Genomic DNA, 22,549 nt, shown 5'->3' with positions numbered 1-22,549 from the left:
TTTGTTCATGGCCGTTCGGACCGGGCCCTGCGGCACGCCCAGGGCGAACGGCCTGGTCAGGCATTCCCTTACATCATTCCGAGCGCGGTTGGCAGCCAGGTGGAGATGATGGGCACGTAGGTGATCAACATCAGGAACACCAGCATCGTCACCAGCCACGGCCACACCGCCTTGGCCATCGCCGTGAGCCCCAGCTTGCTGATGCCGCTCGCGACGTACAGGTTCAGCCCCACCGGCGGCGTGATCAGACCGATCTCCATGTTCACCGTGATCATGATGCCGAAGTGGATCGGGTCGATCCCCAGCGTCATCGCGATCGGGAACAGGATCGGCGCCGTGATCAGGATCACCGACGAGGGCTCCATGAAGCTGCCCAGCACCAGCAGCAGGATGTTGACCGCGATCAGGAACCCGATCATCCCCATCCCCGAGTCCATGATCCACTGCGCGATCCCCTGCGGAATCTGCTCGTTGGTCAGGATGAACGAGAACAGCACCGCGTTGGTGATGATGTACAGCAGCATCGCGCTCATGTTGGCCGAATTGAGCAGCACCTTCGGCACGTCCGACAGCTTCAGGTCCTTGTACACGAAGATCGCGATGAAGAACGCGTACATCGCGCTCATCGCCGCCGCTTCGGTCGGCGTGAACATGCCCGAGTAGATCCCGCCCATCACCACGATGATCAGCGCCAGCCCCCAGATCGCCCGCCGGAACGCCACCCACACGTCAGCGAAGCTGCGCTTGGGTTCGCGCGGAAAGTCGCCCTTGCGCGCCACCCACCAGGTAGTGAAGCCGAGCATGAATGCGCACAGCAGCCCCGGGATGACGCCGGCCATGAACAGCGCGCCGATCGAGCTGTTGGTCGACACCGCGTACATCACCATCACGATCGAGGGCGGGATCAGCACCCCGAGGCCCCCGGCCGAGGCGACCGCGCCCGCACCGAACGGCTTCGGGTAGCCTGCCTTCATCATCGCCGGGATCATGATGCTGCCGATCGCCACCACCGTGGCCGGGCTCGAGCCCGACACCGCGGCGAACAGCGCGCAGGCGAACACCGAGCTGATGCCCAGCCCACCACGCAGGTGCCCGACCATCGCCGTGGCGAAGTCGATCATGCGCCGCGCCACCCCGCCGTGGGTCAGGAAGTTGCCCGCCAGCACGAAGAACGGGATCGCCATGATCTCGAACTTCTCGATGCCGGTGAAGAGTTTCAGCGCCACCGATTCGAGCGGGACGTCGGTGAAGAAGAACAGGAAGGTGAGTACCGTCAGGCCCAGCGAAATGGACACCGGCATGCCGGTGAGCATCAGGACCGTGAGCAGTACGAAGATGATCGCGGCGGTCATGGCTTGCCTCCCTGGCCGCCGTTGCGATGGCTGCCATTGCGCTTGTCGTCGCTGTCGTACGGCGGGTGCTTGTGCTTGAGGTCGTGCGGGTGCAGGTCGTCGTCCATTTCGAAGTAGTTCACATCGACCGGCACGTGCCCTTCCTCGTCGATGCCGTCGACGTGGCCGTGGTCGTGGTGCGGCAGCTCGCCCGTGCGCCAGAAGCTGGCCGTGACCTGCAGGAAGCGGAAGCACATCAGGTAGGAGCCCAGCGGAATCGCCGAATACACGATCCACGTCGGCCATTCCAGGTCCGGCGTGACCGGGCCTTCGAAGAAGTGGCCCGTGTCCGCGCCCAGCGTGCTCAGCACCGCGTAGGCCATGCCGTTCTCCCACACGAAGTGCGCGCCCAGCGTGCCGATGATGCCGGTAAACAGCGCTCCGGCCAGCAGACCGAAGATGATGAACTTCTGGCGCACCGCGTCCGACAGGTGGTTGATCAGCACATCGACGCCGACGTGGATGCCCGTGCGCACGCCGTAGGCCGCGCCGAACTTGGCCATCCACACGAACATGATGATGCACAGCTCCTGCGCCCAGCCCAGGTTGATGTCCAGCAGCATGTCCTGCAGCCCCGGTATCTCGAACCCGGACAGGTAGCGGTGCACCACCGCCACGAAGATGATCACGGTCGCCGCCCCGATGAAGAAGGCGACCAGCACCTCTTCCAGGCGATCGAGTAGTTTCAGTACCATGGTGACTCCCCCATGAGGCCCGCCGCGCCCCGACGGGCGCAGCAGGGCATCAGCCGGCCAGCGATCAGAACTTGTCCGGATCGAAGCCGGTGGCTTCGTAGATCGACTTGATCGTCGCCGCGCCCACGCGCGATTCCATCTTCTTGTGCACCGGCAGCAGCGCCTTGATGAAGGCCGCACGCTCTTCGTCGCTCAGCATGTGGATCTCGGTCCTGCCCGAGGCGCGCACCGCTTCCAGCATCTGGTCGTTCTCTTCCTTGGCGATCTGGTTGGCGTAGTCGGTCGCCTCGTCCATCGCCTTGTCGAGCTGGCTGCGCACCTCGGCGGGCAGGCCGTCCCAGAAGCGCTTGTTGGTGATCACCACATAGCCGATGTAGCCATGGTCGGATATCGTCATGTGCTTCTGCACCTCATGGACCTTCTGCGTGAAGTAGTTCGACAAGGTGTTTTCCGTGCCGTCCACCACGCCGGTCTGCAGCGCCTGATAGACCTCGGAGAAGGCCATCACCTGCGGCAAGGCCCTCACTTCACGCATCTGCTCTTCGAGCACCTTGGACGACTGGATGCGCAGTTTCTTGCCACGCAGGTCCGCCGGCGTCCGGATCGGGGTGTTTGCGCTCAGCGCCTTGAAGCCGTTGTCCCAATAGGCCAGGCCCTTGATGCCGCGCGGCTCCAGCTTGTCGAGCAGCTGCTGGCCGACCGGGCCCTTGGTGACCTTGTGCAGGGCCTCGTAGCTGTCGAAGATGTAGGGCAGGTCGAAGACCTCGAACTCGCGCACGCCCAGCGGACCGAACTTCGACAGCGACGGCGCGAGCATCTGCACCGCGCCCAGCTGCAGCGCTTCCACTTCCTCCTTGTCCTTGTACAAGGTGCTGTTGGGATACACCTCGACCTTGACCGCGCCATTGGTGTATTTCTCGGCCAGTTCCTTGAATTTGTCGGCCCCCTTGCCCTTGGGTGTGTCCTGCGCGACGACGTGGCTGAACTTGATGACGATCGGCTCGGCGGCGACGGCAAGCGTCGACAAGGGTGCCAGGGCCAGCGACAGCGCGCCGCCGATCAGGGTACGGCGAAGATGGGAAAATTTGCTCATGGTCTCCTCCTGCTTGTTGTAAGAACGACTGCAAAAAAACGGCTGATCAAAGGCCGAAGGTGGCGGCGACGGCCAGTACACGCTCGGCGCGCGCGATGACGGGGGCATCGATCATGCGACCCTCGACCACCGCAGCGCCCCCGCCCGCGGCCGCCGCGGCCTGCTGCACCGCGCGCGCCCACTGGATCTCGCTGGCCGAAGGGGTGAAGGCCGCGGCCACGGCCTGCACCTGACAGGGATGGATCAGCAACTGCGCGCCGAAGCCATGCCGGCGCGCGCGCGTGGCATAGCGCTGCAGCGCCTGGGCGTCGCTGATCACCGTGAACACGCCGTCCACCGGCGCCGGCAAGCCGGCACGCTGGCTGGCGAGCACCAGCATCGCCCGCCAGGGCAGGAAGACGAGTTCCTCGGGATCGGCTTCGTCCGGCACCAGATCCAGCTCGACGGCCAGGTCGAGCTTGCCGAACACCAGGCGGGCACAGCCTTCGGCGCCGGCGATCTCGCGCAGCGCATCCAGCCCGACCGCGGTTTCGATGATCGCCAGCACCGGCTTGCCACTGCTGGCGCGGGCATGCCGCAACTGGGCGGCACTGTCGGCCTTCGGCAGCATCACCCCGGCCACGCCCGCATGCCGGCAGGCCAGCAGGTCGTCCTCGTGCCAGTCGGTGCCGGCGGCATTGATGCGGACGACCACGGCCTGCGCAGGATTGGCGTCGAGCCAGGCCAGCAGCGCCTGGCGTGCGCCCGGCTTGTCGGCGGGCGCGACCGCGTCCTCCAGGTCGACGATGACGGCGTCGGTGCCGGTGGCGACGGCCTTGGCGATGCGCTCCGGGCGGCTCGCCGGCACGAACAGGAAGGTCCGCGCCCGCGCCAGATCGAGTTTTTCTTCCATCACACCACCTTCCTTGCATGCAGCTCGGCAATGCGGCCGCCGTAGCCGAGTTCGTCGAGGATCGCGTCGGTATGGGCGCCGAGCGCGGGCACCGGGTCCATGCGCGCCGGATGGTCGCCGCCCATGCCGGGCGGCTGCAGCGCGGGCAGCGGGCCGACCGGCGAATCCACCGTGGTCCAGCGCTTGCGCGCCTGGAGCTGGGGGTGGGCCCAGATGTCGCTCATCGTATTGACGCTGGCATTGGCGATGCCTGCCGCATCGAGCTTGCCGAGGACCTCCTCGGCGCTGGAGCCGGCGAAGGCCTGCTCGATCACGGCGCGGAGCGGGTCGCGGTTGGCCACGCGCTGCGCATTGCTGGCAAAGCGCGCGTCGGCCGCGATGCCGGAATCGCCCAGCACCTTGTCGCAGAACACCGCCCATTCGCGCTCGTTCTGCAGGCCCATCATCACGGTGCGGCCATCGCCGGCAAGGAAGGGTCCGTAGGGATAGATCGTGGCGTGCGACGCGCCACAGCGCCTGGGCGGCTCCTGGCCCTTGTAGGCGTAGTACATCGGGAAGCCCATCAGCTCGACCATGGCGTCGATCATCGCGACCTCGATGCGGCGGCCGCGGCCGGTCCTGCCGCGCCCGATCAGCGCGCCGAGGATGTTGGTATAGGCATACATGCCGGCGGCGATGTCGGCGATCGAGATGCCGGCCTTGGCCTGCTCCTCGGGCGTGCCGGTGGTGGACAGGAAGCCCGACTCGCTCTGGATCAGCAGGTCGTAGGCCTTCTTTTCGGTGTAGGGGCCGCCTTCGCCATAGCCGGAGATGTCGCAGACGATCAGACCGGGGTTTGCCGGCGACAGCGCCTCGTAGGACAGCCCCAGGCGCGCGGCCGCGCCAGGCGCGAGGTTCTGCACCATCACGTCGGCCTTGGCCAGCAGCTTGTGCAGGATTTCCTGCGCCTCGGGCTGCTTGACGTCCAGCGTCAGGCTTTCCTTGGAGCGGTTGGCCCAGACGAAATACGAGGCCATGCCATCGACGCGGTGGTCGTAGGCGCGGGCGAAGTCGCCGACGCCGGGGCGTTCGATCTTGATCACGCGGGCGCCGAGATCGGCCAGATGGCGGGTGGCGAAGGGCGCTGCGACGGCGTGCTCGAGCGAGACGACGGTCACGCCTTCGAGCGGCAGCGAGCCGGCTTGCGGCTTGTGGGTATCGGTCAGGGTCGCAGTCATGGTCCCACTCTCAGGAAGATGGAAGAAGCGCGCCGATGCGGGGCGCGGTACGCAGTTGCCACACACGCCCGATCAGGGCGTCGATCTCGGCCGGGCTGGCGGCGCCGGAGAAAGCCGCCAGGCGCCGCGCCTTGTCGGCGAGCTCGGCGCGCGACAAGGTGTTGCCCGGATCGCCCTTGGGGTCGTCGATCGCCCCCTGGAAGCAGGCGCCCGACCTGGTCCTGACCTCGACCCGGCCCAGCCAGCGCTTGGGGTAGGCAGCATCGACCTCGTCGTCGAGCGTCATGCCGACCTTGTCGCGGAAGGCGGCGACCGCCGGGTCGCTCAGCGCATGGTCGCGGAAGCTCTCGAGGCCGGCATCGCCGTGCACCGCGAGCAGGCCCAGCACCGTGCCCATCGAGAACTTGGCCTGATGCACGGTCGTCGGCACATCGACGACGCCGAGCACGTCGATCGCGCCCTTGTGCACGCGCGTCAGCACCGATTCGATGTCGCCATGGGCGAGCCCCTCGCGCTGCATCACGGCCTGCAGCGCATCCGCCGCCGGGTGGGTGTGGCGGCAGGAGGCGTGGAACTTGAACGAGGTTTCGAGCAAGGCCCAGCGGCTGCCGAGCCGGTCGCCGAGGCGTGCCGGATCGGCATCGGACGACATGCCTGCGGCCATGCCTTTCTCGCCGTCGAGGATGCGCCGCGCCGCGCTCACCCCGCCACGCGCCAGATAGGCGGCGGCCAGCCCGCTGGCCGCCGCGTGCGCGGTGTGGAGCTGCTTGGAATCGGCAGCGTCGCGCAGGAACTCCCACAGCCCCGCCGCCTGGGTGCCGGCCGAGCCGATGGCGTTGCGCATCTGCTCCGGCGACAGCTTCAGCACGTGCCCGGCAGCGACGGCGGCCGCCAGCGTGCCGACCGTGGCGGTGGTGTGGAAGATGCGGTAATGCGAACGGCCGAGGAATTCGCCGATGCGGATCCCCGCCTCGTAGCCGGCCACGCAGGCGGCGATGAACTCGGCGCCCGAAGCGCCAACGTCCTGCGCCGCCGCCAGCGCGGCGGGAAACACCACCGTCGCCGGATGCAGCACCGAACTGTTGTGCAGGTCGTCCTGCTCCACCAGGTGCGAGGACGCCGCATTCACCCAGGCGGCGAAGTAGGGCGAAGTCCGGCCGCGGCTGGCCAGCACTTCCGCCGGCCCGCCGGCCGGGCCCATGGCGTGGGCGAAGGCTTCGAACTGCGGCAGCGGATGCATGCCTTTCGCCGCCAGCGCGGAGGCGATCCAGTCGAGGAACAGTTCTTCGCAGCGCTCCACCACCGGCACGGGCAACTGCTCGTAGCGCAGGCCGGCGACGAAGGCGCACAGCGCGTCGGCGGGCGTGTTCTGATCGATCATCGCGCGAACTCCCAGGGCGGACTCAGAACGAACGCGGCAGCCCGAGCAGGTGCTCGGCGACGTAGGAGAAGATCAGGTTGGTCGAGATCGGCGCCACCTGGTACAGGCGGGTCTCGCGGAACTTGCGCTCGATGTCGTACTCGTTGGCGAAGCCGAAGCCGCCGTGGGTCTGCATGCAGACGTTGGCCGCCTCCCACGAGGCCTTGGCGGCGAGGTACTTGGCCATGTTGGCCTGGGCGCCGCAGGGCTGGTGGGCGTCGAACAGCTCGCAGGCCTTGAAGCGCATCAGGTTGGCGGCCTCGATCTCGATGAAGGCGTCGGCGATCGGGAACTGCACGCCCTGGTTCTTGCCGATGGGGCGGTCGAACACGATGCGCTCGTTGGCGTAGCGGGCCGCGCGCTCGATGAACCAGTAGCCGTCGCCGATGCATTCGGCGGCGATCAGCGTGCGCTCGGCATTCAGGCCGTCGAGGATGTACTTGAAGCCCTTGCCCTCTTCGCCGATCAGGTTTTCCTCGGGGATCTCGAGGTTGTCGAAGAACAGCTCGTTGGTTTCGTGGTTGACCAGATTGGGAATCGGCCTGACGGTCAGGCCCTTGCCGACGGCGTCCTTCAGCTCGACGATGAAGATCGACATGCCTTCGGATTTCTTCTTGACCTCGGCCAGCGGCGTGGTCCGCGCCAGCAGGATCATCAGGTCCGAATGCTGCACGCGGGAAATCCACACCTTCTGGCCGTTGACCACGTAGCGGCCCTCCTTCTTCACCGCCACGGTCTTGATCTTGGTGGTGTCGGTGCCGGTGGTCGGCTCGGTGACCGCCATCGACTGGATGCGCAGCTTGCCGGCGGCGATGTCGGGCAGGTACTTCTCCTTCTGCGCCTTGCTGCCGTTGCGCAGCAGCGTGCCCATGTTGTACATCTGGCCATGCACCGCGCCCGAATTGCCGCCCGAGCGGTTGATCTCTTCCATGATCACCGACGCCGCCGTCAGCCCGAGGCCGGAGCCGCCGTACTCCTCGGGAATCATCGCCGACAGCCAGCCGGCGCCGATCAGCGCGTCGACGAAGGCTTCGGGGTAGCCGCGCTGCTCGTCGATCTTGCGGAAGTATTCATCGGGAAACTCCGCGCACAGGCTGCGGACGGCGTCGCGGATGTCCTGGTGCTGGTCGGGGGCGTTCAGAGTGGACATGCTTGTCTCCTGTGGTGGTAAGCGGGGAAATCGCGGCCAAGGCGCGCCCCTGCGCTTCGTTGCCGAAGCGCATCGGTCGGTGAAGCGGAAGTGGAAGAGAAGCGGCTTACTCGAAGCCGACGACTGCCTTCATCGTCAGGCGCCCGTTCTCGTCGGTCCACAATTCGGCCGAATCCGGCCCGGTGATGCGGCTGCAGACGTCGAAGCGGTGGATGTCGAACAGCGGCCCGACGGCGCGGAACGAGAAGCGGGTGATACGCTTGTCCGGGTGGGCCTGGCGGAAAGCTTCGAGCAGCAGCGTGGCAATCAGCGGGCCATGCACGATCAGGCCCGGATAGCCCTCGACCTGGGTCACATAGGGATGGTCGTAGTGGATGCGGTGGCCGTTGAAGGTCAGCGCCGAATAGCGGAACAGCAGCACCGGGTCGGGATCGATGCTGCGGCGGAAGTCGGCCTGCGCCGGCACCGCCTCGCCCGCCAGCTTGCCGCCGCCGGGCGATGCGTTGCGATAGACGATGTCGTGCTCTTCGACCAGCGCGGCGGCGCCGTCGGCGCCCGAGATGGTGTGCTCGACGGTGACGAACACAAGGTCGCCGCTGCGGCCGCTCTTGCGCTCGCAGCTCAGGATGCGGGACACCCGGCGCAGGCTTTCGCCGACGCGCAGGGGCCGCTCGAAGCGCAGCCGCCCACCCGCCCACATCCGGTTGGGCAGTTCGACCGGCGGCAGGAAGCCGCCGCGCCGGGGGTGGCCGTCGGGGCCGATCTCGCTGGCGCGCGCATTGGGCGTGAAATACACCCAGTGCCACAGCGGCGGCAGCGCATCACCGTCGGCGATGGCCGACGGCTCATGGTCGAACGTGGCGGCCAGCGCCTGGGCGATGCGCAGATCGACGCGGTCGCTGCGAACTTCCTCCCGCCCCACCCACGCTGCCAGATCGGCGTTCGTGCTGTTGGCCCCAGTCTCCATAAACTCTCCTTTTCCACACATATGTTTTTCTGCGAAACATGATCCGCCCGGTGCCGAACGATCACAATTCGCCATTCCTTTACCCTGCCTTAACGACAATCGAAGCCCCGAACGCCCATCGAAGCCATAACATTCGAGGGGATAATGACCGGAACGACGGCATGAACATCGATCTGCGCGACCTGACCCTCTTCAGTCTCATCGCCGAAACCAAGAGCCTGACGAAAGCTGCGGAGCGCAATTACCTGTCGCTTCCCGCAGTCAGCGCGCGCGTGAAGAACCTCGAAGCCAATGCCGGCGTGCGGCTGCTGTACCGCACGCCGCGCGGCGTCGCGCTGACGCCGGCCGGCCAGAGCCTGCTGCGGCATGCGCGCACGGTGCTGAGCGAGATCGAGCACATGAAATCGGAGTTGCAGCGCTTCGGCGAAGGGGTGCAGGGCAGCATCCGGATCTTCGCCAACACCACGGCCGTCACCGAGTTCATGCCCGAAGTGCTCGCCACCTTCCTCGCCGCCCATCCCAAGGTCGACGTCAATCTGCAGGAGCGCCCCACTTCGGAAATCATCCGCGGCGTGCTGGACGGCACCACCGACCTGGGCATCACTTCCGGCCCGATCACCGCCGACGGACTCGAACTCCATACCTTCAGCACCGACCGCCTGGTGCTGGCCGTCACCCCGGGACACCCGCTCGAAGCGCTCGACAAGGTTCGCTTCGCCGACATCATCGACTACGACTACATCGGCCTGCACCAGGGCAGCACCCTGCAGGCCTTCGTCGACCAGTTGATGCAGAACGCGCGCAAGCGGCTGCACATCCGGGTCCAGGTGAGCAACTTCGAATCGGTCTGCCGCATGGTCGAAGCCGGCGTCGGCGTCGGCATCGTCCCCGAGTCCGCCGCGCGGCGGAACAGCAAGACCATGGCGATCTCGATCAAGACGCTCGACGAGGACTGGGCGCTACGCGAGCGCCACGTGCTGTCGCGCTGCGGCGACTCGCTGCCGAGCCATACGCTGGCACTGATCGAAAGCATCATGGACTACCCCGGCCATGCGGAGAGCCGGGCGGGCATCCTCCCGCCCTCCGGCGGGGCTTCCTGACGTAGCAGCCCCTCGCGTATCGCCAGCCATGGACCGCGTCGGCTGCGGGGTTTCCCACATGGGAGCATGGATGGAGGAAGCGGGAGTGGCTGATGGCGCGATCCTGCGCGGCGTGCAGAGCAGTTCAGCGAAGGATTTTTCCAGCAGCCAGCCGGCGGTCAGGATTGGAGCGGCGGCCACTGCCGAGCAGCGTGCAGGATACGCAGCACGCGCACCAGGTCGCCGGCCAGGTCATAGACGATGAACGATGATGTAGTTCTGGTGCGCGACCAGTTCGCGAGTGCCGGCGATGCGGCCAGGCCGACCCAAGCCGGGATGATCGAGCAGGCGGCCCGCCTTCTCGGCAAACAACTCATCCAAAGCCAGGGCGGCGACGGGGTTGTCGGCCTCGATGTAGTCGTAGATTTCGTCACGGTCTTGGGTCGCCTCTGGCGTCCAGAACAGCTCCATCATTTGGCTGCTTCAAGGCGGCGACGGGTGGCCGACCGCTTGGCCGCGAACCTGGCTTCTACCTCTGCCGCCGAAATCAGATCGCCCGCATTGGCCGAGTCCAGGCCGATCTGCACCTGCTGGCGAAACCAAGCATCATGTGCGGCCGCTTCCTGCTGCTGGCGCACGAAATCGCGCATGAAGTCGCGCAGCAATTGCGCGCCCGTGCGGTCGCGGGACTTGGCAGCCATGGTGAATTCGTTTTTCAGTTCCTGATCCACCCGGAAGGTAAACGTAGCCTCGCTCATGGCATGACTCTCATGTGTTACAGAACAAGTGCAGCGTAGCACAAACCGAGTGCTGACATTCTCCACGGTCAGAACTTCGGCGTCTCCTTCGGCTGCGTGCAAGTTCTCGATAAATCTGCTGTGTCGAGCTACGACGCAGTCCAGTGAAGTGCCGGGATGGAGTCAAAAAAAAAAACGGCCTGGCGAACCATGGGTCAGCCAAGCCGCAATTCGTTCCGGAAATCAGCAGGAGGGGAGAGGAGCGATCTCCGGACGAAAAAACCATCGACGGTACGCGGGGACAGCCGTGCCGGCGCCGTCCCCGGCCCGGCTCAGAGCGCCGCGGTCAGTTCCGGCACGACCTCGAACAGATCGCCCACCAGGCCGTAGTCGGCCACCTGGAAGATCGGCGCCTCCGGGTCCTTGTTGATCGCCACGATCACCTTCGAGTCCTTCATCCCCGCCAGGTGCTGGATCGCCCCCGAGATGCCGATCGCGATGTACAGCTGCGGCGCGACGATCTTGCCCGTCTGGCCCACCTGGTAATCGTTGGGCACGAAGCCCGCATCGACCGCCGCACGGCTCGCGCCCAGTGCCGCGCCCAGCTTGTCCGCCAGCGGCTCGAGCAGCGTGTGGTAGTTCTCCCCGCTGCCCACGCCCCGGCCACCCGAGACGATGACCTTGGCCGCACCCAGTTCAGGGCACTCGCTCTTGGTCAGCTCGCGGCCGACCAGCGCCGCCACGCCCAGGTCGGCACCCGCGGCCAGCGCTTCGATCGGGGCGGCGCCGCCTTCTGCGGCCGCATCGAAGGCGGTGGTGCGCACCGTGATGACCTTGATCGCATCGGCGCTCTTGACCGTGGCCAGCGCGTTGCCGGCGTAGATCGGGCGCACGAAGGTGTCGGCGCTTTCGATGGCGACGATGTCGCTGATCTGCGCCACGTCCAGCAGCGCCGCCACCCGCGGCAGCATGTTCTTGCCGTTCGGCGTCGCCGGCGCCAGCACGTGACTGTAGTTCGGGGCGAGGCCCTTGACCAGCTCGGCCACGTTCTCGGCCGTCTGCGCTTCGTAGTGCGGCGCGTCGCTCACCAGCACCTTGGCCACGCCGGCGATCTTCGCCGCCGCCTCGGCCGCCGCGCCGCAGCCGGCACCGGCCACCAGCACGTGGATGTCGCCGCCCAGCTTGGTTGCCGCCGTCACCGTGTTGAGCGTGGCGGCCTTGAGCGATTGGTTGTCGTGTTCGGCAATGACGAGAATGCTCATGACACCCTCCGCCGGGCCGTCCCAAGGTGGGTGTCCGCCCCCTTGGGGGGGTGAAGCAGGGAATTCGTGGAGCACTGCTCCACGCATGCGGAACGGGCCGGCTGTGCAAAGCCGGCCCTGCATGCAGCGGCTTCAGCCGCAAATGTGGGGGTAGTCATCTCAGATCACCTTGGCAACGTTCTTGAGTTTGTCGACCAGCTGGGCGACGTCGGCCACCCGCTCGCCCGCGCTGCGCTTGGGCGGCTCGGCCACTTTCAGCGTCTGCAGCCGCGGCGCCACATCCACGCCCAGCTCTGCGGGCTTGACCGTGTCGAGCGGCTTCTTCTTCGCCTTCATGATGTTGGGCAGCGTCGCGTAGCGCGGCTCGTTCAGCCGCAGGTCGGTGGTGACCACCGCCGGCAGCACGATCGACAGCGTCTCCAGACCGCCGTCGATCTCGCGCGTGACCTGCGCCTTGCCATCGGCGATCACCAGCTTCGAGGCGAACGTCGCCTGCGCCCAGCCCGCCAGCGCCGCCAGCATCTGCCCGGTCTGGTTGGCGTCGTCGTCGATCGCCTGCTTGCCGCCGATCACCAGCGCCGGCTGCTCACGGTCGGCCACCGCCTTCAGCAGCTTGGCCACCGCCAGCGGCTGCAGCTCGGCATCGGTCTCGACCAGGATCGCGCGGTCCGCGCCGATCGCCAGCGCCGCGCGCAGCGTCTCCTGGCACGCCCCCACCCCGCAGCTCACCGCCACCACCTCGGTGGCCACGCCCGCTTCCTTCAGGCGCACCGCCTCTTCCACCGCGATCTCGTCGAACGGGTTCATGCTCATCTTGACGTTCGCAATATCCACGCCGCTGCCGTCAGCCTTGACGCGAACCTTCACGTTGTAGTCGACGACGCGTTTCACGGGTACCAGGATCTTCAATGTCTTCCTCCTTGTTTTGGCGCCCGGACATATGCTCGAGCGGAAGCAGTTTAGTTTTATCGCGCCGGCGGCAGATTCATCATTTCCGAACACTCGCTTCAGCAGACTCGAAGCGGCGGACGGCCCCGGCAGCGGCGAAGACGGGTTTCACGCCCCCCGGCGCGTCACCTCGGCCGACAGCAGGTAGCCGTCGCCCCAGGCGGTACGCAGCAGGCGCGGGCGGCGCGGATCTTCCTCGATCTTCTTGCGCAGGCGGCTGACCTGGGTGTCGATGCTGCGGTCGAAGACGCCGTGTTCGTCGCGGTGGGTGAGATCGAGCAGGCGTTCGCGGCTCAGCACGGTGTTGGGATGCTCGGCCAGGGCGAGCAGCAGGCGGAACTCGACCGCGCTCAGCTCGACGATGCGGCCGTTCCGATGCGACAGCGCGCGCTGGCCGATATCCAGCGTCCAGGCGTCGAAGCTCAGATAGCGGGCTTCGCCCATCACTGCAGGCGCAGCGGCCTCCGCACCACGCATCGCATTGCGCATCCGGCGCAGCACGGTCTTGATGCGGGCGACGAGTTCGCGCGGATCGAAGGGCTTGATGATGTAGTCGTCGGCACCCAGTTCCAGCGCCGCCACGCAGTCGGCCGGATCGGCCAGCACCGACAGCAGGATGACCGGCAGCCTCAGGTGCTCGTACAGGTAGCGGCACAGCGACAGCCCATCCTCGTCCGGCAGCATGACCTCGGCGAGCGCCAGGTCGAAACGCTCGCGCGCAAGCAGCCTGCGGCCGCTGCCCGCATCGGCGGCGGTGCTCACCTCCATGCCGTAGCGGCCCAGATAGGTGGTCAGCGAAGCGCGGATCTCGGGGTCGTCATCGATGAGCAGGATGCGGGGAGCGTCGGTCGGCACGATGATTCATCCGGAATGCCGTGCCGCAGCCGGTTTCGGGAAAGCGCGGGCGAGTGGGGAAATGGGGTCGTTCATGAGTATTCGCGGGTAGCGTGCCGACGCCCTGCCCGCGGACGGGCGTCTCATCGTGCAATGGCGCAGGCATGCCACACATTTTCCATATTTCGACAAACAATTACAATTGTTAATGATTATGATTCTTGTTTTATTGCTAATCCAAGCACGCGATTCTACCTGCAGTCATGCCGGTGGCGTTGCCGTGCGGCGTTTTCGACTCCTGCCCGACGAGAACAACGATGCCTCGCTCTTCCCCCAGCCCTCTCACCTCGCGCCGCCTCAGGCCGCTGGTCGCGGCCATCGGCCTCGCCTGCCTTCCCTCCCACGGCGCATTCGCCCAGCAGGCCGACGCCACGCTCGCCGAGGGCCAGGGCGCCGACACCTACAACGAACCCGGCCGCAGCTTTTACGCGACGCTGACCGCCCCGTTCTGAAGCGGCAGCGGCAAGGCCCACGGCCTTTTGCGCTGTCCCCGCGTCCGGCAAAAGCCGGACGCTTCTTGATTTTCGGCTGCCCTGCATGCATACGACACGCTTCGTCCTCGTCCTCATGTCCGCCATCCTGGCCCTGTACGGCGGCACAGCCGCCGCCCAGCCCAGCCTGGAGCGCGGCCCCCGGCCGGACATTTCGGAACGGGGCTCGATCCACTACAGCTTCGAGACGTTGATGCTGGACGCACCCGGCGGCGAACGCCGCTACCGCGTCCAGATCGCACGCCCTCGTCTGGCGCCGCCGGCAGCAGGCTATCCGGCCATTTTCCTGCTCGATGGCAATGCCGCCATCGAAGCGCTCGACGACGAACTGCTGGGCGAACTGGCCACAGCCGGCCCACCGGTGATCGTCGCCATCGGCTACGACACGCCGCTGCGCTTCGACGTCGTCGCCCGCGCCCACGACTACACGCCACCGCTGCCCGGCGGAGGGCCGCAGACCGACCCCCTCGATCCCACGCGGACGAACGGCGGCGCCAAGCGCTTTCTCGATTTCATCCAGACCCGGGTCAAGCCCGAAGTCGCCGCGCGCGTCCCGCTCGACGCCAAGCGCCAGGGCGTGTGGGGGCATTCCTACGGCGGCCTGTTCGTGCTCCACACCCTGCTGACGCAGCCCGCCGCATTCACCCACTACGCTGCCGCCAGCCCCGCACTGTGGTGGCGCGACGGCCACCTGCTGACGCTCGAAGAGGCGTTCGGCCGCAACTTCACCGGCAATCACACCCGGCTGCTGGTCCTTCGCGGCGACGCCGAAGACCGTCGTGCGCGCCCCCCATCCTCTGCGGCGCGCCTGGCCGAGCGCGAGCGTGCAACGGCTGCCTTGCCCACCGACGCCGTGCCGGCCCTCGTTTCCCGCCTGGGCAAAGTGCCCGGGCTCGATGCGCAATACCGCGAACTGCCGGGCCTGGAGCACGGCCCCATGCTGCCCGCGTCGCTCGGCCACACCCTGCGCTGGATGGCAGAGACAGCACGATGAAGCCCGACACTCCCTATTCCACGTGTTTTGCCGACCACCGGCCCAGCCTCAACATCACCCTGCGCTCGGTCATGGCCGTCTTCGGCGGCTACGGCGTTGCCGCGCTGGCTGCCGCCGCATTCGCGGTCGGCCTGCCGCTGCCGCGCACCGACGCGGTAATGGCCGCCATCATGCTGGCCTTCCTGGTCTACACCGTGGCGGTGATCTGGGTCTTCGCCGCCGCCACGCTGCTGCGCTCGGCCGCCGGCCTGGCGATCGGCGCAGGCGCCTTCGCCGCCTGGCAATGGCTCGCCGCACCCGGAGGTGCAGCATGAGATTCGACAAACCACGCACCTTCCGCCAGTCCATGTCCTGGGTGCACACCTGGGCTGGACTGCTGCTCGGCTGGCTGTTGTTCGCGGTATTCGTGACCGGCACCCTGTCCTTCTTCCGCAACGAGATCACGCTGTGGATGCAGCCCGAGCTGCATCGCGCCCACGACGACGGCCACGCCGCCGCCAACGCGCTGCGCACGCTGGAGCGCGTCGGTAGCGGCGCCCAGCAATGGACGATTTCGCTGCCCGGCCCGCGCAGCAACGTGGTCAACCTGAGCTGGCGCGAAGCCCAGCCCGAGCAGGCGCAAGGCTCCCAAAGCCGCGGCGGCGGGCGCCAGCAGCCCGGCCTGCACCGCGCCGTCATGGACCCCGCCACCGGCGAACTGATCGAGGCACGCCAGACCGCCGGCGGCAATTTCCTCTACCGCTTCCACTTCGAGCTATACGGCATCGATCGCATCTGGGGGCGCTGGATCGTCGGCATCGCCACCATGTTCATGTTCGTGGCGCTGATCACCGGGGTCATCGTGCACCGCCAGATCTTCCGCGACTTCTTCACTTTCCGCCCGGCCAAGGGCAAGCGTTCGTGGCTGGATGCACACAACGCCAGCGGCGTGCTGTCGCTGCCCTTCCACCTCGTCATCACCTTTTCCGGCCTGGTGCTGCTGGGCTCGATGCTGATGCCCACGGCGGTATCGTCCGCCTATCCCGAGGACAGCGCCGCCTACGGCCGCGAACTGCGCGGCCTCGGCAACGCCGCGCCGGCGCCCCGCGCCACCGGCGAGGCGGCGCCGCTCACCGCCATCGCCCCGCTGCTGGCCGAAGGCGAACGGCGCTGGCCGGACGCCGGCGTCGGCAGCATCGTCGTCACCCACCCCGGCGATGCCGGCGCCATCATCGAACTGCGCCAGGCGCGCGGCGACAGCCTCGCCAACCGCGCCGCCACCGAACGCCTGCTGTTCAACGGCGTCAGCGGCAAGCTGCTGGATGCGCCGCCGGCCGCCGAGCCTTCCACCGTGCGAGCGATCCAGAACGTGCTGAGCGCGGTCCATCTGGGGCGTTTCGCGTCGCCGCTGCCGCGCTGGCTGCTATTCCTGTCCGGCGTGCTCGGCTCGCTGATGGTCGCCAGCGGCCTGGTGCTGTGGGTGGTGTCGCGCGCCAAGGACGCGCCCTCGGCAGAGCCCTCGCTTGCCCCCATTCCGCGCGGCCACCGCCTGGTGCAGGTGCTCAACATCGCCGCCGTCGCCGGCTTGATGATCGCCATCGCCGCCTACTTCTGGGCCAACCGCCTGGTTCCGGTAGAACAGGCCGAGCGCAATCTGTGGGAAATCCGCACGTTCTTCAGCGCATGGGGACTGACGCTGATCCATGCCCTGCTGCGCCGCCACAAGCGAGCCTGGATCGAGCAGCTCGTCGCCGCCGGCGCGCTGTTCGCCGCCCTGCCCCTGCTCAACACCTTCAGCGGCGGCGCGCATCTGGGCCACAGCCTGGCGAGCGGCCAGTGGCAAGTGGCCGGCTTCGACCTGACGGCGCTCGCTTGCGGTCTGCTGCTGTTCTTCGCCGCCCGCGGCGTCATCCGCCACGTTCCGCGCGTGCGGCCCGGCAAGGCCGCTCCGGCCGCCAGGCCGGCAACCCGTTCCCCACGCCCGGCGGAAGCCACCGCCGCCCAGGCCCCCCTGCCGCTTCCCCTGCGCTGCTGACCACGGAGCAAGCCGGATGAACCCCCTGGCCCTGGATTTTCTGGCCTTCGCGCTGAGCTTCGCCGCCTTCAGCGCCATCGCCCTGAGCACCGAACGCCATTCCAAGCAGGTGTTCGGCCGGCTCCCCGCGCTGGCGGCGCGGCACACGCTGACCGTGGCCGGCTGGCTGCTGCTGTTCGCCTCGCTGCTGCCGGCGCTCGCCGCGCGAGGCCCCTCCATCGGCAGCCTGGCCTGGCTGGGCTATCTGTCGCTCGCCAGCGTCGCCATCGGCCTGATGCTGAGCTACCGGCCGCGTCCGTTGCGCTTCGCTGCGCCGGCCTTGCTGGGGCTGGCGGTGCTGGCATGGGGAATGGCCGGGCACTGAGGAGGCCGGAACAGGTTGCGCTTGGCGCCGCCGGCCAGTCGATCCCTGCCGGTGACAACGAGGGAGAACACGCCGTCACGCACGGATGTGCCGTCGTCGAGCAGGTGCTCGCTATGGAGCAGCATACAGACCAGCAGAGGCGGGTGGGCGCCGGCACTCAGCCTGGCGATGAATTGCGCTTGAACATCCTGCATTCGGCCATCAGCGCCAGCAGATTGGGATCGCGCTCGCGGTTGCGGGGAAGGAGAAGAGCGATCCGCTGGGTCACGACGTAGGGCTTCACGATCGGTATCAATTGGACCTGGGGGTTGAAATCGGCGACGCGGCCGGGCAGGAGCGAGTAGCCGACACCACCGCTGACCAGGTTCATCAGGGAGAAGATGTCGCCGACCCGCATCGCGATGCGGGGCTTGAAACCAGCCAGCTCGAACGCCCGGCTGAAGTCGCGATAGGTCGCAAAGTAGTCGCTCAGGCTGACGAAGCTCTCGTCCTGCAGGTCCCTCAGATCGATCATCCGGCTCGCCGCATAGGGCGAGTGGAGCGGCGCGGCGAAGAGGATCTCGTCGGTGAACATCGGGACCATGAGCAGTTCGGGATGCAGCGGCGCCTCGTCGACCGCGATCACGATCGCATCGAGCCGGCCGTCCTCGAGCTTGTGCAGCAGATCCCGGTTGGAGCCCATGGTCAGGTCGACATCGAGCTCGGAGCGGCGGGTCTTGAGCCCGATCAGCAGGCGCGGGATGGTGCGCACGGTGAGCGAGTACAGCGTGCCGATCCGCAGCCGTGCCGCCCCGAAACCGGCGGCTTCGCGGGCCTTCTGGATGCCGACGGTGCATTCCGCCACCGACCGCCTCGCATGCTCGGCGAACACGTAGGCCGCCGCCAGCGGAATCAGCTTGCGGCCGTCGCGGCGAAACAGCGGACAGCGCAGCCCTTCCTCGAGTGAATGCAGGGCGCGGTGCACGCTGACCGTGCTCTGGTCGAGCGCCTCGGCGACCCGCGCCATGTTGCCCAGTTCGATGAAGCTGAGGAAAACTTCCAGCTTGCGGAAAGTGATCTGCTCATCGATCTGCATGCCCTGCTCCCCCTTTTGCCGCCAGCCGGTCGCCGTGATCCTCATTGCCATCATTATTACTCATGGAGTAATAAACAGACGTTTTGCTTGATTGAAGCACTGCGAGCGCACGCCTATCTTGCCTCCACCAGGTCTCAACTGACGGAGTGAACATGCAAGCCAAGGCTCAACCAGACCCGCGCTGGACCCGGCGCCGGACCGAGAAGCAGCGCCGCCTCGCCCAGGTTCGGGAATTCGCCGACGGGGCCGTGCTCAGGACCGGCTCGATCGTCGAGGTGCTGGAAAGACTTATCGGCCCGGGAGATCGGGTCGTGCTCGAAGGCAACAACCAGAAGCAGGCCGATTTTCTCGCCCGCGCGCTCGCCCGGGTCGATCCCGAGCGGGTTCATGGCATCAACCTGATCATGCCGAGCGTGAGCCTCCCGGAACATCTCGATCTCTTCGAGCGCGGCATCGCACGCAGGCTGGACTTTGCCTACGCCGGAGGACAGAGTCTGCGCATCTCGCAGTTCCTGCAGGACGGACTGCTCGAAGTCGGCGCGATCCACACCTACATCGAGCTCTACGCCCGGCTGTTCGTGGATCTGATTCCCAAGGTCGTGCTGGTCGCAGGCTACACCGCCGACCGCCAGGGCAACCTCTACACCGGTCCGAGCACCGAGGACACGCCCACCCTCGTCGAAGCCGCGGCCTTCCACGACGGCATCGTCATCGCCCAGGTGAATGAGATCGTCGATGATGCAGGCGAACTGCCCCGGGTGGACATCCCCGGCGCCTGGATCGACTTCGTGGTCCAGGCGGACAAGCCTTTCTTCATCGAGCCATTATTCACCCGCGATCCGCGTCTGATCACGCCGATGCAGGTGCTGATGGCGATGATGGCGATCCGCGGCGTGTATGAGCGCCACCAGGTGCAGTCGCTCAACCACGGCATCGGCTTCAATACCGCGGCAATCGAGCTGATCCTGCCGACCTATGGCGAGCGCCTCGGCCTGAAGGGCAAGATCTGCCGCAACTGGACGCTGAACCCCCACCCGACCCTGATCCCGGCGATCGAATCGGGCTGGGTCGAAAGCGTGCATTGCTTCGGCGGCGAACTCGGCATGGAAGATTACGTCGCGGCCCGGCCCGACGTGTTCTTCACCGGCCGCGACGGTTCCATGCGCTCCAATCGCGCCCTGTGCCAGCTCGCCGGCCAATATGCGGTGGATCTCTTCATCGGCTCGACCCTGCAGATGGACGGGCTGGGCAATTCCTCCACCGTCACCCGCGGCCGGCTCACCGGCTTCGGCGGCGCGCCCAACATGGGCCACGACCCGCGCGGGCGCAGGCATCCGACGCCGGCATGGCTCGACCTGATCGAGACGGACGATCCGCTCGCCCGCGGGCACAAGCTCGTCGTGCAGATCGTCGAGACTTTCCAGGCCGGCGGCAAGCCCTGCATCGTCGAATCGCTCGATGCGGTCGACGTCGGCAAGGGGAGCGGCATGCCGCTGGCGCCGGTGATGATCTATGGCGACGACGTGACCCACGTGCTCACCGAGGAAGGCATCGCCTACCTGTACAAGGCGCGCTCGGTCGAGGAACGCAAGGCGATGATCGCCGCGGTTTCCGGCGTGACGCCGATCGGGCTCACCCATGACCCGCGCCGTACCGAGGCGCTGCGCCGCGGCGGGCTGGTGGCGCTGCCCGAAGATCTCGGCGTGCATCGGGCCGAGGCGACCCGCTCCCTGCTCGCCGCGAAAAGCGTCGCCGACCTGGTTGCCTGGTCGGGCGGCCTCTACAATCCGCCCGCAAAATTCAGGAGCTGGTGATGGATCCGGTGCTGACGCCCAGGGGCGGCACATGCCGGACGCGCCGGTCCGGCATGGCCGATCGCCTGGCCGATCTGGCGGTGGCCGCACTCATCGACGAAGTCACCCTGACACCCAAGCCGGGGCTGGTGGATATCCGCAGCCGGGGCGCCCATCGCGATCTCGACTGGTCGCTGATGTGCCATTCGGCGCGCACGCTGCAGCCGACTTTCACCGCGCTGGCCGAAGCCGGCGCCGGCGCGGCCTCGAGTCCGGCACTGCGTGAATCCATCGGTGCCATTGGCCGCAATGGCGAGGCGGCGATGCTGGCGGCAACCGGCGGCGTGAATACGCATCGGGGTGCGATCTGGGCCCTGGGGCTGCTCGTCACCGCGGCGGCCATGGCCCCATCGGAGCGGGCTCCCGCCCGCGTCGCCGCCCGGGCCGGCGGCCTCGCCCGCCTGCCCGACCGCCATGCGCCCGGGTTCACCGGAAACAAGGGCGAACTGGCCTGCCGCGCCTACGGCGTCGGCGGCGCCCGCGGACAGGCACATGCCGGCTTTCCGCACGTCGTCCACGTCGCGCTGCCGAAGCTGCGCCAGTCCCGGGCTGTAGGTGCGACGGAAGATGCCGCGCGCCTCGATGCACTGCTCGCCGTCATGGCCGAGCTCGACGACACCTGCGTGCTGTCGCGCGGCGGCCCGGCGGCGCTCGCCTGCGCGCAGGCAGGCGCCCGGGCCGTACTGGAATCCGGTGGCGCAGGGACGCGCGCGGGGCGCGCGGCGCTGCACGCGCTGGAGCGCGAACTGATCGCGCGGAACGTTTCACCGGGCGGCGCCGCCGATCTGCTCGCCGCGGCGCTGTTCCTCGATCGATTCGAGACGGAAGACCCCATTCAACCAAAAGGAGAACCAGGATGGAACAACTGAATTTCACCTTCCCGGCCCTGGACCCGGCATCCGGCAGGGCGCTGGCCGGCGTGGTCGGCTCGGGCGACCTGGAAGTGCTCGCCGAACCCGGTGCCGCGGGGACGACCACCGTTTCGGTCACGACCTCGGTGACCGGCATGGGCCGCGTCTGGGAAGCGGTGCTCACCCGGGTTCTCGCGGCGACGCCGCTGCCCGCCACGAAGATCGAGATCAACGACTTCGGCGCGACGCCCGGCGTGGTGCGCATGCGCATCGAGCAGGCGTTCGAGGAACTCACCGGCAGTGGGAGGGAAGCATGATGAATACCGCAGAGCTGCTCAAGCGCGAGAGCTTCATCGAACTCGGAGCGCGGGAACGTGCCCGCTCGCTGCTCGATCCAGGCAGCTTCCGCGAACTGATCGGCCCCTTCGACCGGCTGACCTCGCCCTGGCTGGCCGCGCAAGGCGTGGTCACCCAGGCCGACGACGGCGTGGTGGTCGCCCGTGGCCGCATCGCCGGGCAGCCCGCGGTGGTGCTCGCCATCGAGGGCGCATACCAGGGCGGCAGCATGGGCGAGGTGGGCGGCGCGAAGATCGCGGGAGCACTCGAACTGGCAGCCGAAAACAACCGCCGCGGCATCCCGACCCGCGCAGTGATCCTGTTCGAGACCGGCGGCGTGCGGTTGCAGGAAGCGAATCTCGGTCTTGCCGCAATCGCCGAGATCCACGCCGCGATCGCCGACCTGCGCCGCTACCAGCCAGTGATCGGCATCGTCGCGGGCACCGTCGGCTGCTTCGGCGGCATGTCGATCGCCGCCGGCCTGTGCAGCTATCTCATCGTCACCCGCGAGGCCCGCCTCGGTCTCAACGGGCCGCAGGTCATCGAGCAGGAAGCGGGCATCGAGGAATACGACTCGCGAGACCGCCCCTTCATCTGGAGCATCACGGGCGGCGAGCAGCGCTTCGCCTCGAAGCTCGTCGATGCCTACCTCGAGGACGACGTCGGCGCCATGCGCGCCAGCGTCCACGAGTTCATCCGCATGGGCGCTCCGGCACGGCATCGCAGCGACCGCGAGGCGGACTTCCTCGCCTGCATGGAGCGTGTGGATGCCGCCGAACAGGCGCGGCCCGAGACGGTACGCGCCATCTACCAGAAGGGACTGTAA

The 22,549-nt window shown here is 67.5% G+C and carries 24 protein-coding genes; 10 read left to right on the top strand and 14 right to left on the bottom strand.

The features are described 5' to 3' along the window. Positions 1–68: 68 nt before the first annotated feature. The 8 genes from ACNQFN_RS04720 to ACNQFN_RS04685 form a co-directional block, all read right to left on the bottom strand. Positions 69–1,352: a TRAP transporter large permease gene (locus tag ACNQFN_RS04720; protein WP_418648141.1), complete on the bottom strand. Its 1,284-nt coding sequence runs from the start codon at positions 1,350–1,352 to the stop codon at positions 69–71. After that, a complete protein-coding gene (locus ACNQFN_RS04715) occupies positions 1,349–2,086 on the bottom strand; it encodes a TRAP transporter small permease (RefSeq protein ID WP_083953697.1) in 738 nt (245 codons plus the stop codon). Before ACNQFN_RS04715 ends, ACNQFN_RS04720 begins: the two co-directional genes overlap by 4 nt. Before the next feature lie 64 nt (positions 2,087–2,150). Next, complete coding sequence (locus ACNQFN_RS04710) at positions 2,151–3,179, bottom strand: TRAP transporter substrate-binding protein (protein WP_418648140.1); 1,029 nt, start codon at positions 3,177–3,179, stop codon at positions 2,151–2,153. 46 nt (positions 3,180–3,225) lie between these two features. Continuing rightward, positions 3,226–4,071, bottom strand: coding sequence for an HpcH/HpaI aldolase/citrate lyase family protein (locus tag ACNQFN_RS04705; protein WP_068638541.1), 846 nt, complete (start codon positions 4,069–4,071; stop codon positions 3,226–3,228). Beyond that, on the bottom strand, positions 4,071–5,288 hold the full coding sequence (locus ACNQFN_RS04700) for a CaiB/BaiF CoA transferase family protein (RefSeq protein ID WP_068638543.1): 1,218 nt from the start codon (positions 5,286–5,288) through the stop codon (positions 4,071–4,073). Before ACNQFN_RS04700 ends, ACNQFN_RS04705 begins: the two co-directional genes overlap by 1 nt. A gap of 10 nt (positions 5,289–5,298) precedes the next feature. Further along, positions 5,299–6,669: an MmgE/PrpD family protein gene (locus tag ACNQFN_RS04695; protein WP_418648139.1), complete on the bottom strand. Its 1,371-nt coding sequence runs from the start codon at positions 6,667–6,669 to the stop codon at positions 5,299–5,301. Between the two features lie 22 nt (positions 6,670–6,691). After that, entirely contained in the window at positions 6,692–7,858 is a 1,167-nt protein-coding gene (locus ACNQFN_RS04690; protein ID WP_418648138.1) for an acyl-CoA dehydrogenase family protein, read from the bottom strand. Positions 7,859–7,964: 106 nt separating this feature from the next. Next, positions 7,965–8,825, bottom strand: a complete 861-nt coding sequence (locus ACNQFN_RS04685) for an FAS1-like dehydratase domain-containing protein (RefSeq protein WP_418648137.1) — start codon at positions 8,823–8,825, stop codon at positions 7,965–7,967. Positions 8,826–8,986: 161 nt separating this feature from the next. Here ACNQFN_RS04685 and ACNQFN_RS04680 point away from each other — a divergent pair, with 161 nt between their 5' ends. Further along, on the top strand, positions 8,987–9,925 hold the full coding sequence (locus ACNQFN_RS04680; RefSeq protein WP_068638550.1) for a LysR family transcriptional regulator: 939 nt from the start codon (positions 8,987–8,989) through the stop codon (positions 9,923–9,925). Between the two features lie 231 nt (positions 9,926–10,156). Here the strand turns inward: ACNQFN_RS04680 and ACNQFN_RS04675 are convergent, their stop codons facing one another. From ACNQFN_RS04675 to ACNQFN_RS04655, 5 genes are all read right to left on the bottom strand, one after another. Continuing rightward, positions 10,157–10,378 (bottom strand): type II toxin-antitoxin system RelE/ParE family toxin, encoded by a 222-nt coding sequence (locus ACNQFN_RS04675; RefSeq protein WP_245650969.1) that lies wholly within the window; start codon positions 10,376–10,378, stop codon positions 10,157–10,159. After that, positions 10,375–10,662, bottom strand: a complete 288-nt coding sequence (locus ACNQFN_RS04670; protein WP_068638551.1) for a CopG family ribbon-helix-helix protein — start codon at positions 10,660–10,662, stop codon at positions 10,375–10,377. Before ACNQFN_RS04670 ends, ACNQFN_RS04675 begins: the two co-directional genes overlap by 4 nt. A 311-nt stretch (positions 10,663–10,973) precedes the next feature. Beyond that, positions 10,974–11,903, bottom strand: coding sequence for an electron transfer flavoprotein subunit alpha/FixB family protein (locus ACNQFN_RS04665; protein WP_418648136.1), 930 nt, complete (start codon positions 11,901–11,903; stop codon positions 10,974–10,976). 159 nt (positions 11,904–12,062) lie between these two features. After that, positions 12,063–12,812: an electron transfer flavoprotein subunit beta/FixA family protein gene (locus ACNQFN_RS04660; protein WP_068638958.1), complete on the bottom strand. Its 750-nt coding sequence runs from the start codon at positions 12,810–12,812 to the stop codon at positions 12,063–12,065. A gap of 147 nt (positions 12,813–12,959) precedes the next feature. Next, positions 12,960–13,706 (bottom strand): response regulator, encoded by a 747-nt coding sequence (locus ACNQFN_RS04655; protein ID WP_068638960.1) that lies wholly within the window; start codon positions 13,704–13,706, stop codon positions 12,960–12,962. A gap of 296 nt (positions 13,707–14,002) precedes the next feature. On the opposite strand from ACNQFN_RS04655, the gene ACNQFN_RS04650 reads away from it, so the two are divergent. The 5 genes from ACNQFN_RS04650 (at position 14,003) to ACNQFN_RS04630 (ending at position 17,608) form a co-directional block, all read left to right on the top strand. Next, entirely contained in the window at positions 14,003–14,197 is a 195-nt protein-coding gene (locus ACNQFN_RS04650; protein WP_068638962.1) for a hypothetical protein, read from the top strand. Between the two features lie 85 nt (positions 14,198–14,282). Continuing rightward, the gene (locus ACNQFN_RS04645; protein WP_068638964.1) at positions 14,283–15,230 is read left to right on the top strand and encodes an alpha/beta hydrolase; all 948 of its coding nucleotides are present in this window, start codon (positions 14,283–14,285) and stop codon (positions 15,228–15,230) included. After that, entirely contained in the window at positions 15,227–15,544 is a 318-nt protein-coding gene (locus ACNQFN_RS04640; protein WP_418648135.1) for a hypothetical protein, read from the top strand. Before ACNQFN_RS04645 ends, ACNQFN_RS04640 begins: the two co-directional genes overlap by 4 nt. Next, positions 15,541–17,244: a PepSY-associated TM helix domain-containing protein gene (locus tag ACNQFN_RS04635; RefSeq protein WP_418648134.1), complete on the top strand. Its 1,704-nt coding sequence runs from the start codon at positions 15,541–15,543 to the stop codon at positions 17,242–17,244. The genes ACNQFN_RS04640 and ACNQFN_RS04635 overlap by 4 nt, the downstream gene beginning before the upstream one ends. A 16-nt stretch (positions 17,245–17,260) precedes the next feature. Further along, positions 17,261–17,608 carry a DUF3325 domain-containing protein gene (locus tag ACNQFN_RS04630; protein ID WP_068638970.1) on the top strand — a complete coding sequence of 116 codons (348 nt, stop codon included), beginning with the start codon at positions 17,261–17,263 and terminating at the stop codon, positions 17,606–17,608. Between the two features lie 157 nt (positions 17,609–17,765). On the opposite strand, the gene ACNQFN_RS04625 is transcribed toward ACNQFN_RS04630, so the two are convergent. Continuing rightward, positions 17,766–18,683: a LysR family transcriptional regulator gene (locus ACNQFN_RS04625; RefSeq protein WP_418648133.1), complete on the bottom strand. Its 918-nt coding sequence runs from the start codon at positions 18,681–18,683 to the stop codon at positions 17,766–17,768. Between the two features lie 152 nt (positions 18,684–18,835). On the opposite strand from ACNQFN_RS04625, the gene mdcA reads away from it, so the two are divergent. The 4 genes from mdcA to ACNQFN_RS04605 are packed head-to-tail and all read left to right on the top strand — an operon-like array spanning position 18,836 to position 22,549. Further along, positions 18,836–20,497: a malonate decarboxylase subunit alpha gene (gene mdcA / locus ACNQFN_RS04620; protein ID WP_418648132.1), complete on the top strand. Its 1,662-nt coding sequence runs from the start codon at positions 18,836–18,838 to the stop codon at positions 20,495–20,497. Further along, positions 20,497–21,405 (top strand): triphosphoribosyl-dephospho-CoA synthase, encoded by a 909-nt coding sequence (locus ACNQFN_RS04615; protein ID WP_418648131.1) that lies wholly within the window; start codon positions 20,497–20,499, stop codon positions 21,403–21,405. Before mdcA ends, ACNQFN_RS04615 begins: the two co-directional genes overlap by 1 nt. Further along, the gene (locus ACNQFN_RS04610) at positions 21,393–21,704 is read left to right on the top strand and encodes a malonate decarboxylase subunit delta (protein ID WP_068638976.1); all 312 of its coding nucleotides are present in this window, start codon (positions 21,393–21,395) and stop codon (positions 21,702–21,704) included. Before ACNQFN_RS04615 ends, ACNQFN_RS04610 begins: the two co-directional genes overlap by 13 nt. Further along, positions 21,701–22,549 (top strand): biotin-independent malonate decarboxylase subunit beta, encoded by an 849-nt coding sequence (locus ACNQFN_RS04605; RefSeq protein ID WP_418648130.1) that lies wholly within the window; start codon positions 21,701–21,703, stop codon positions 22,547–22,549. Before ACNQFN_RS04610 ends, ACNQFN_RS04605 begins: the two co-directional genes overlap by 4 nt.

The organism is Thauera butanivorans (genome assembly GCF_048398245.1).
Lineage (GTDB): Bacteria > Pseudomonadota > Gammaproteobacteria > Burkholderiales > Rhodocyclaceae > Thauera > Thauera butanivorans.
The sequence above is the reverse complement of the archived record's forward strand: the minus strand, read 5'-3'. Positions and strand labels throughout refer to the sequence as shown.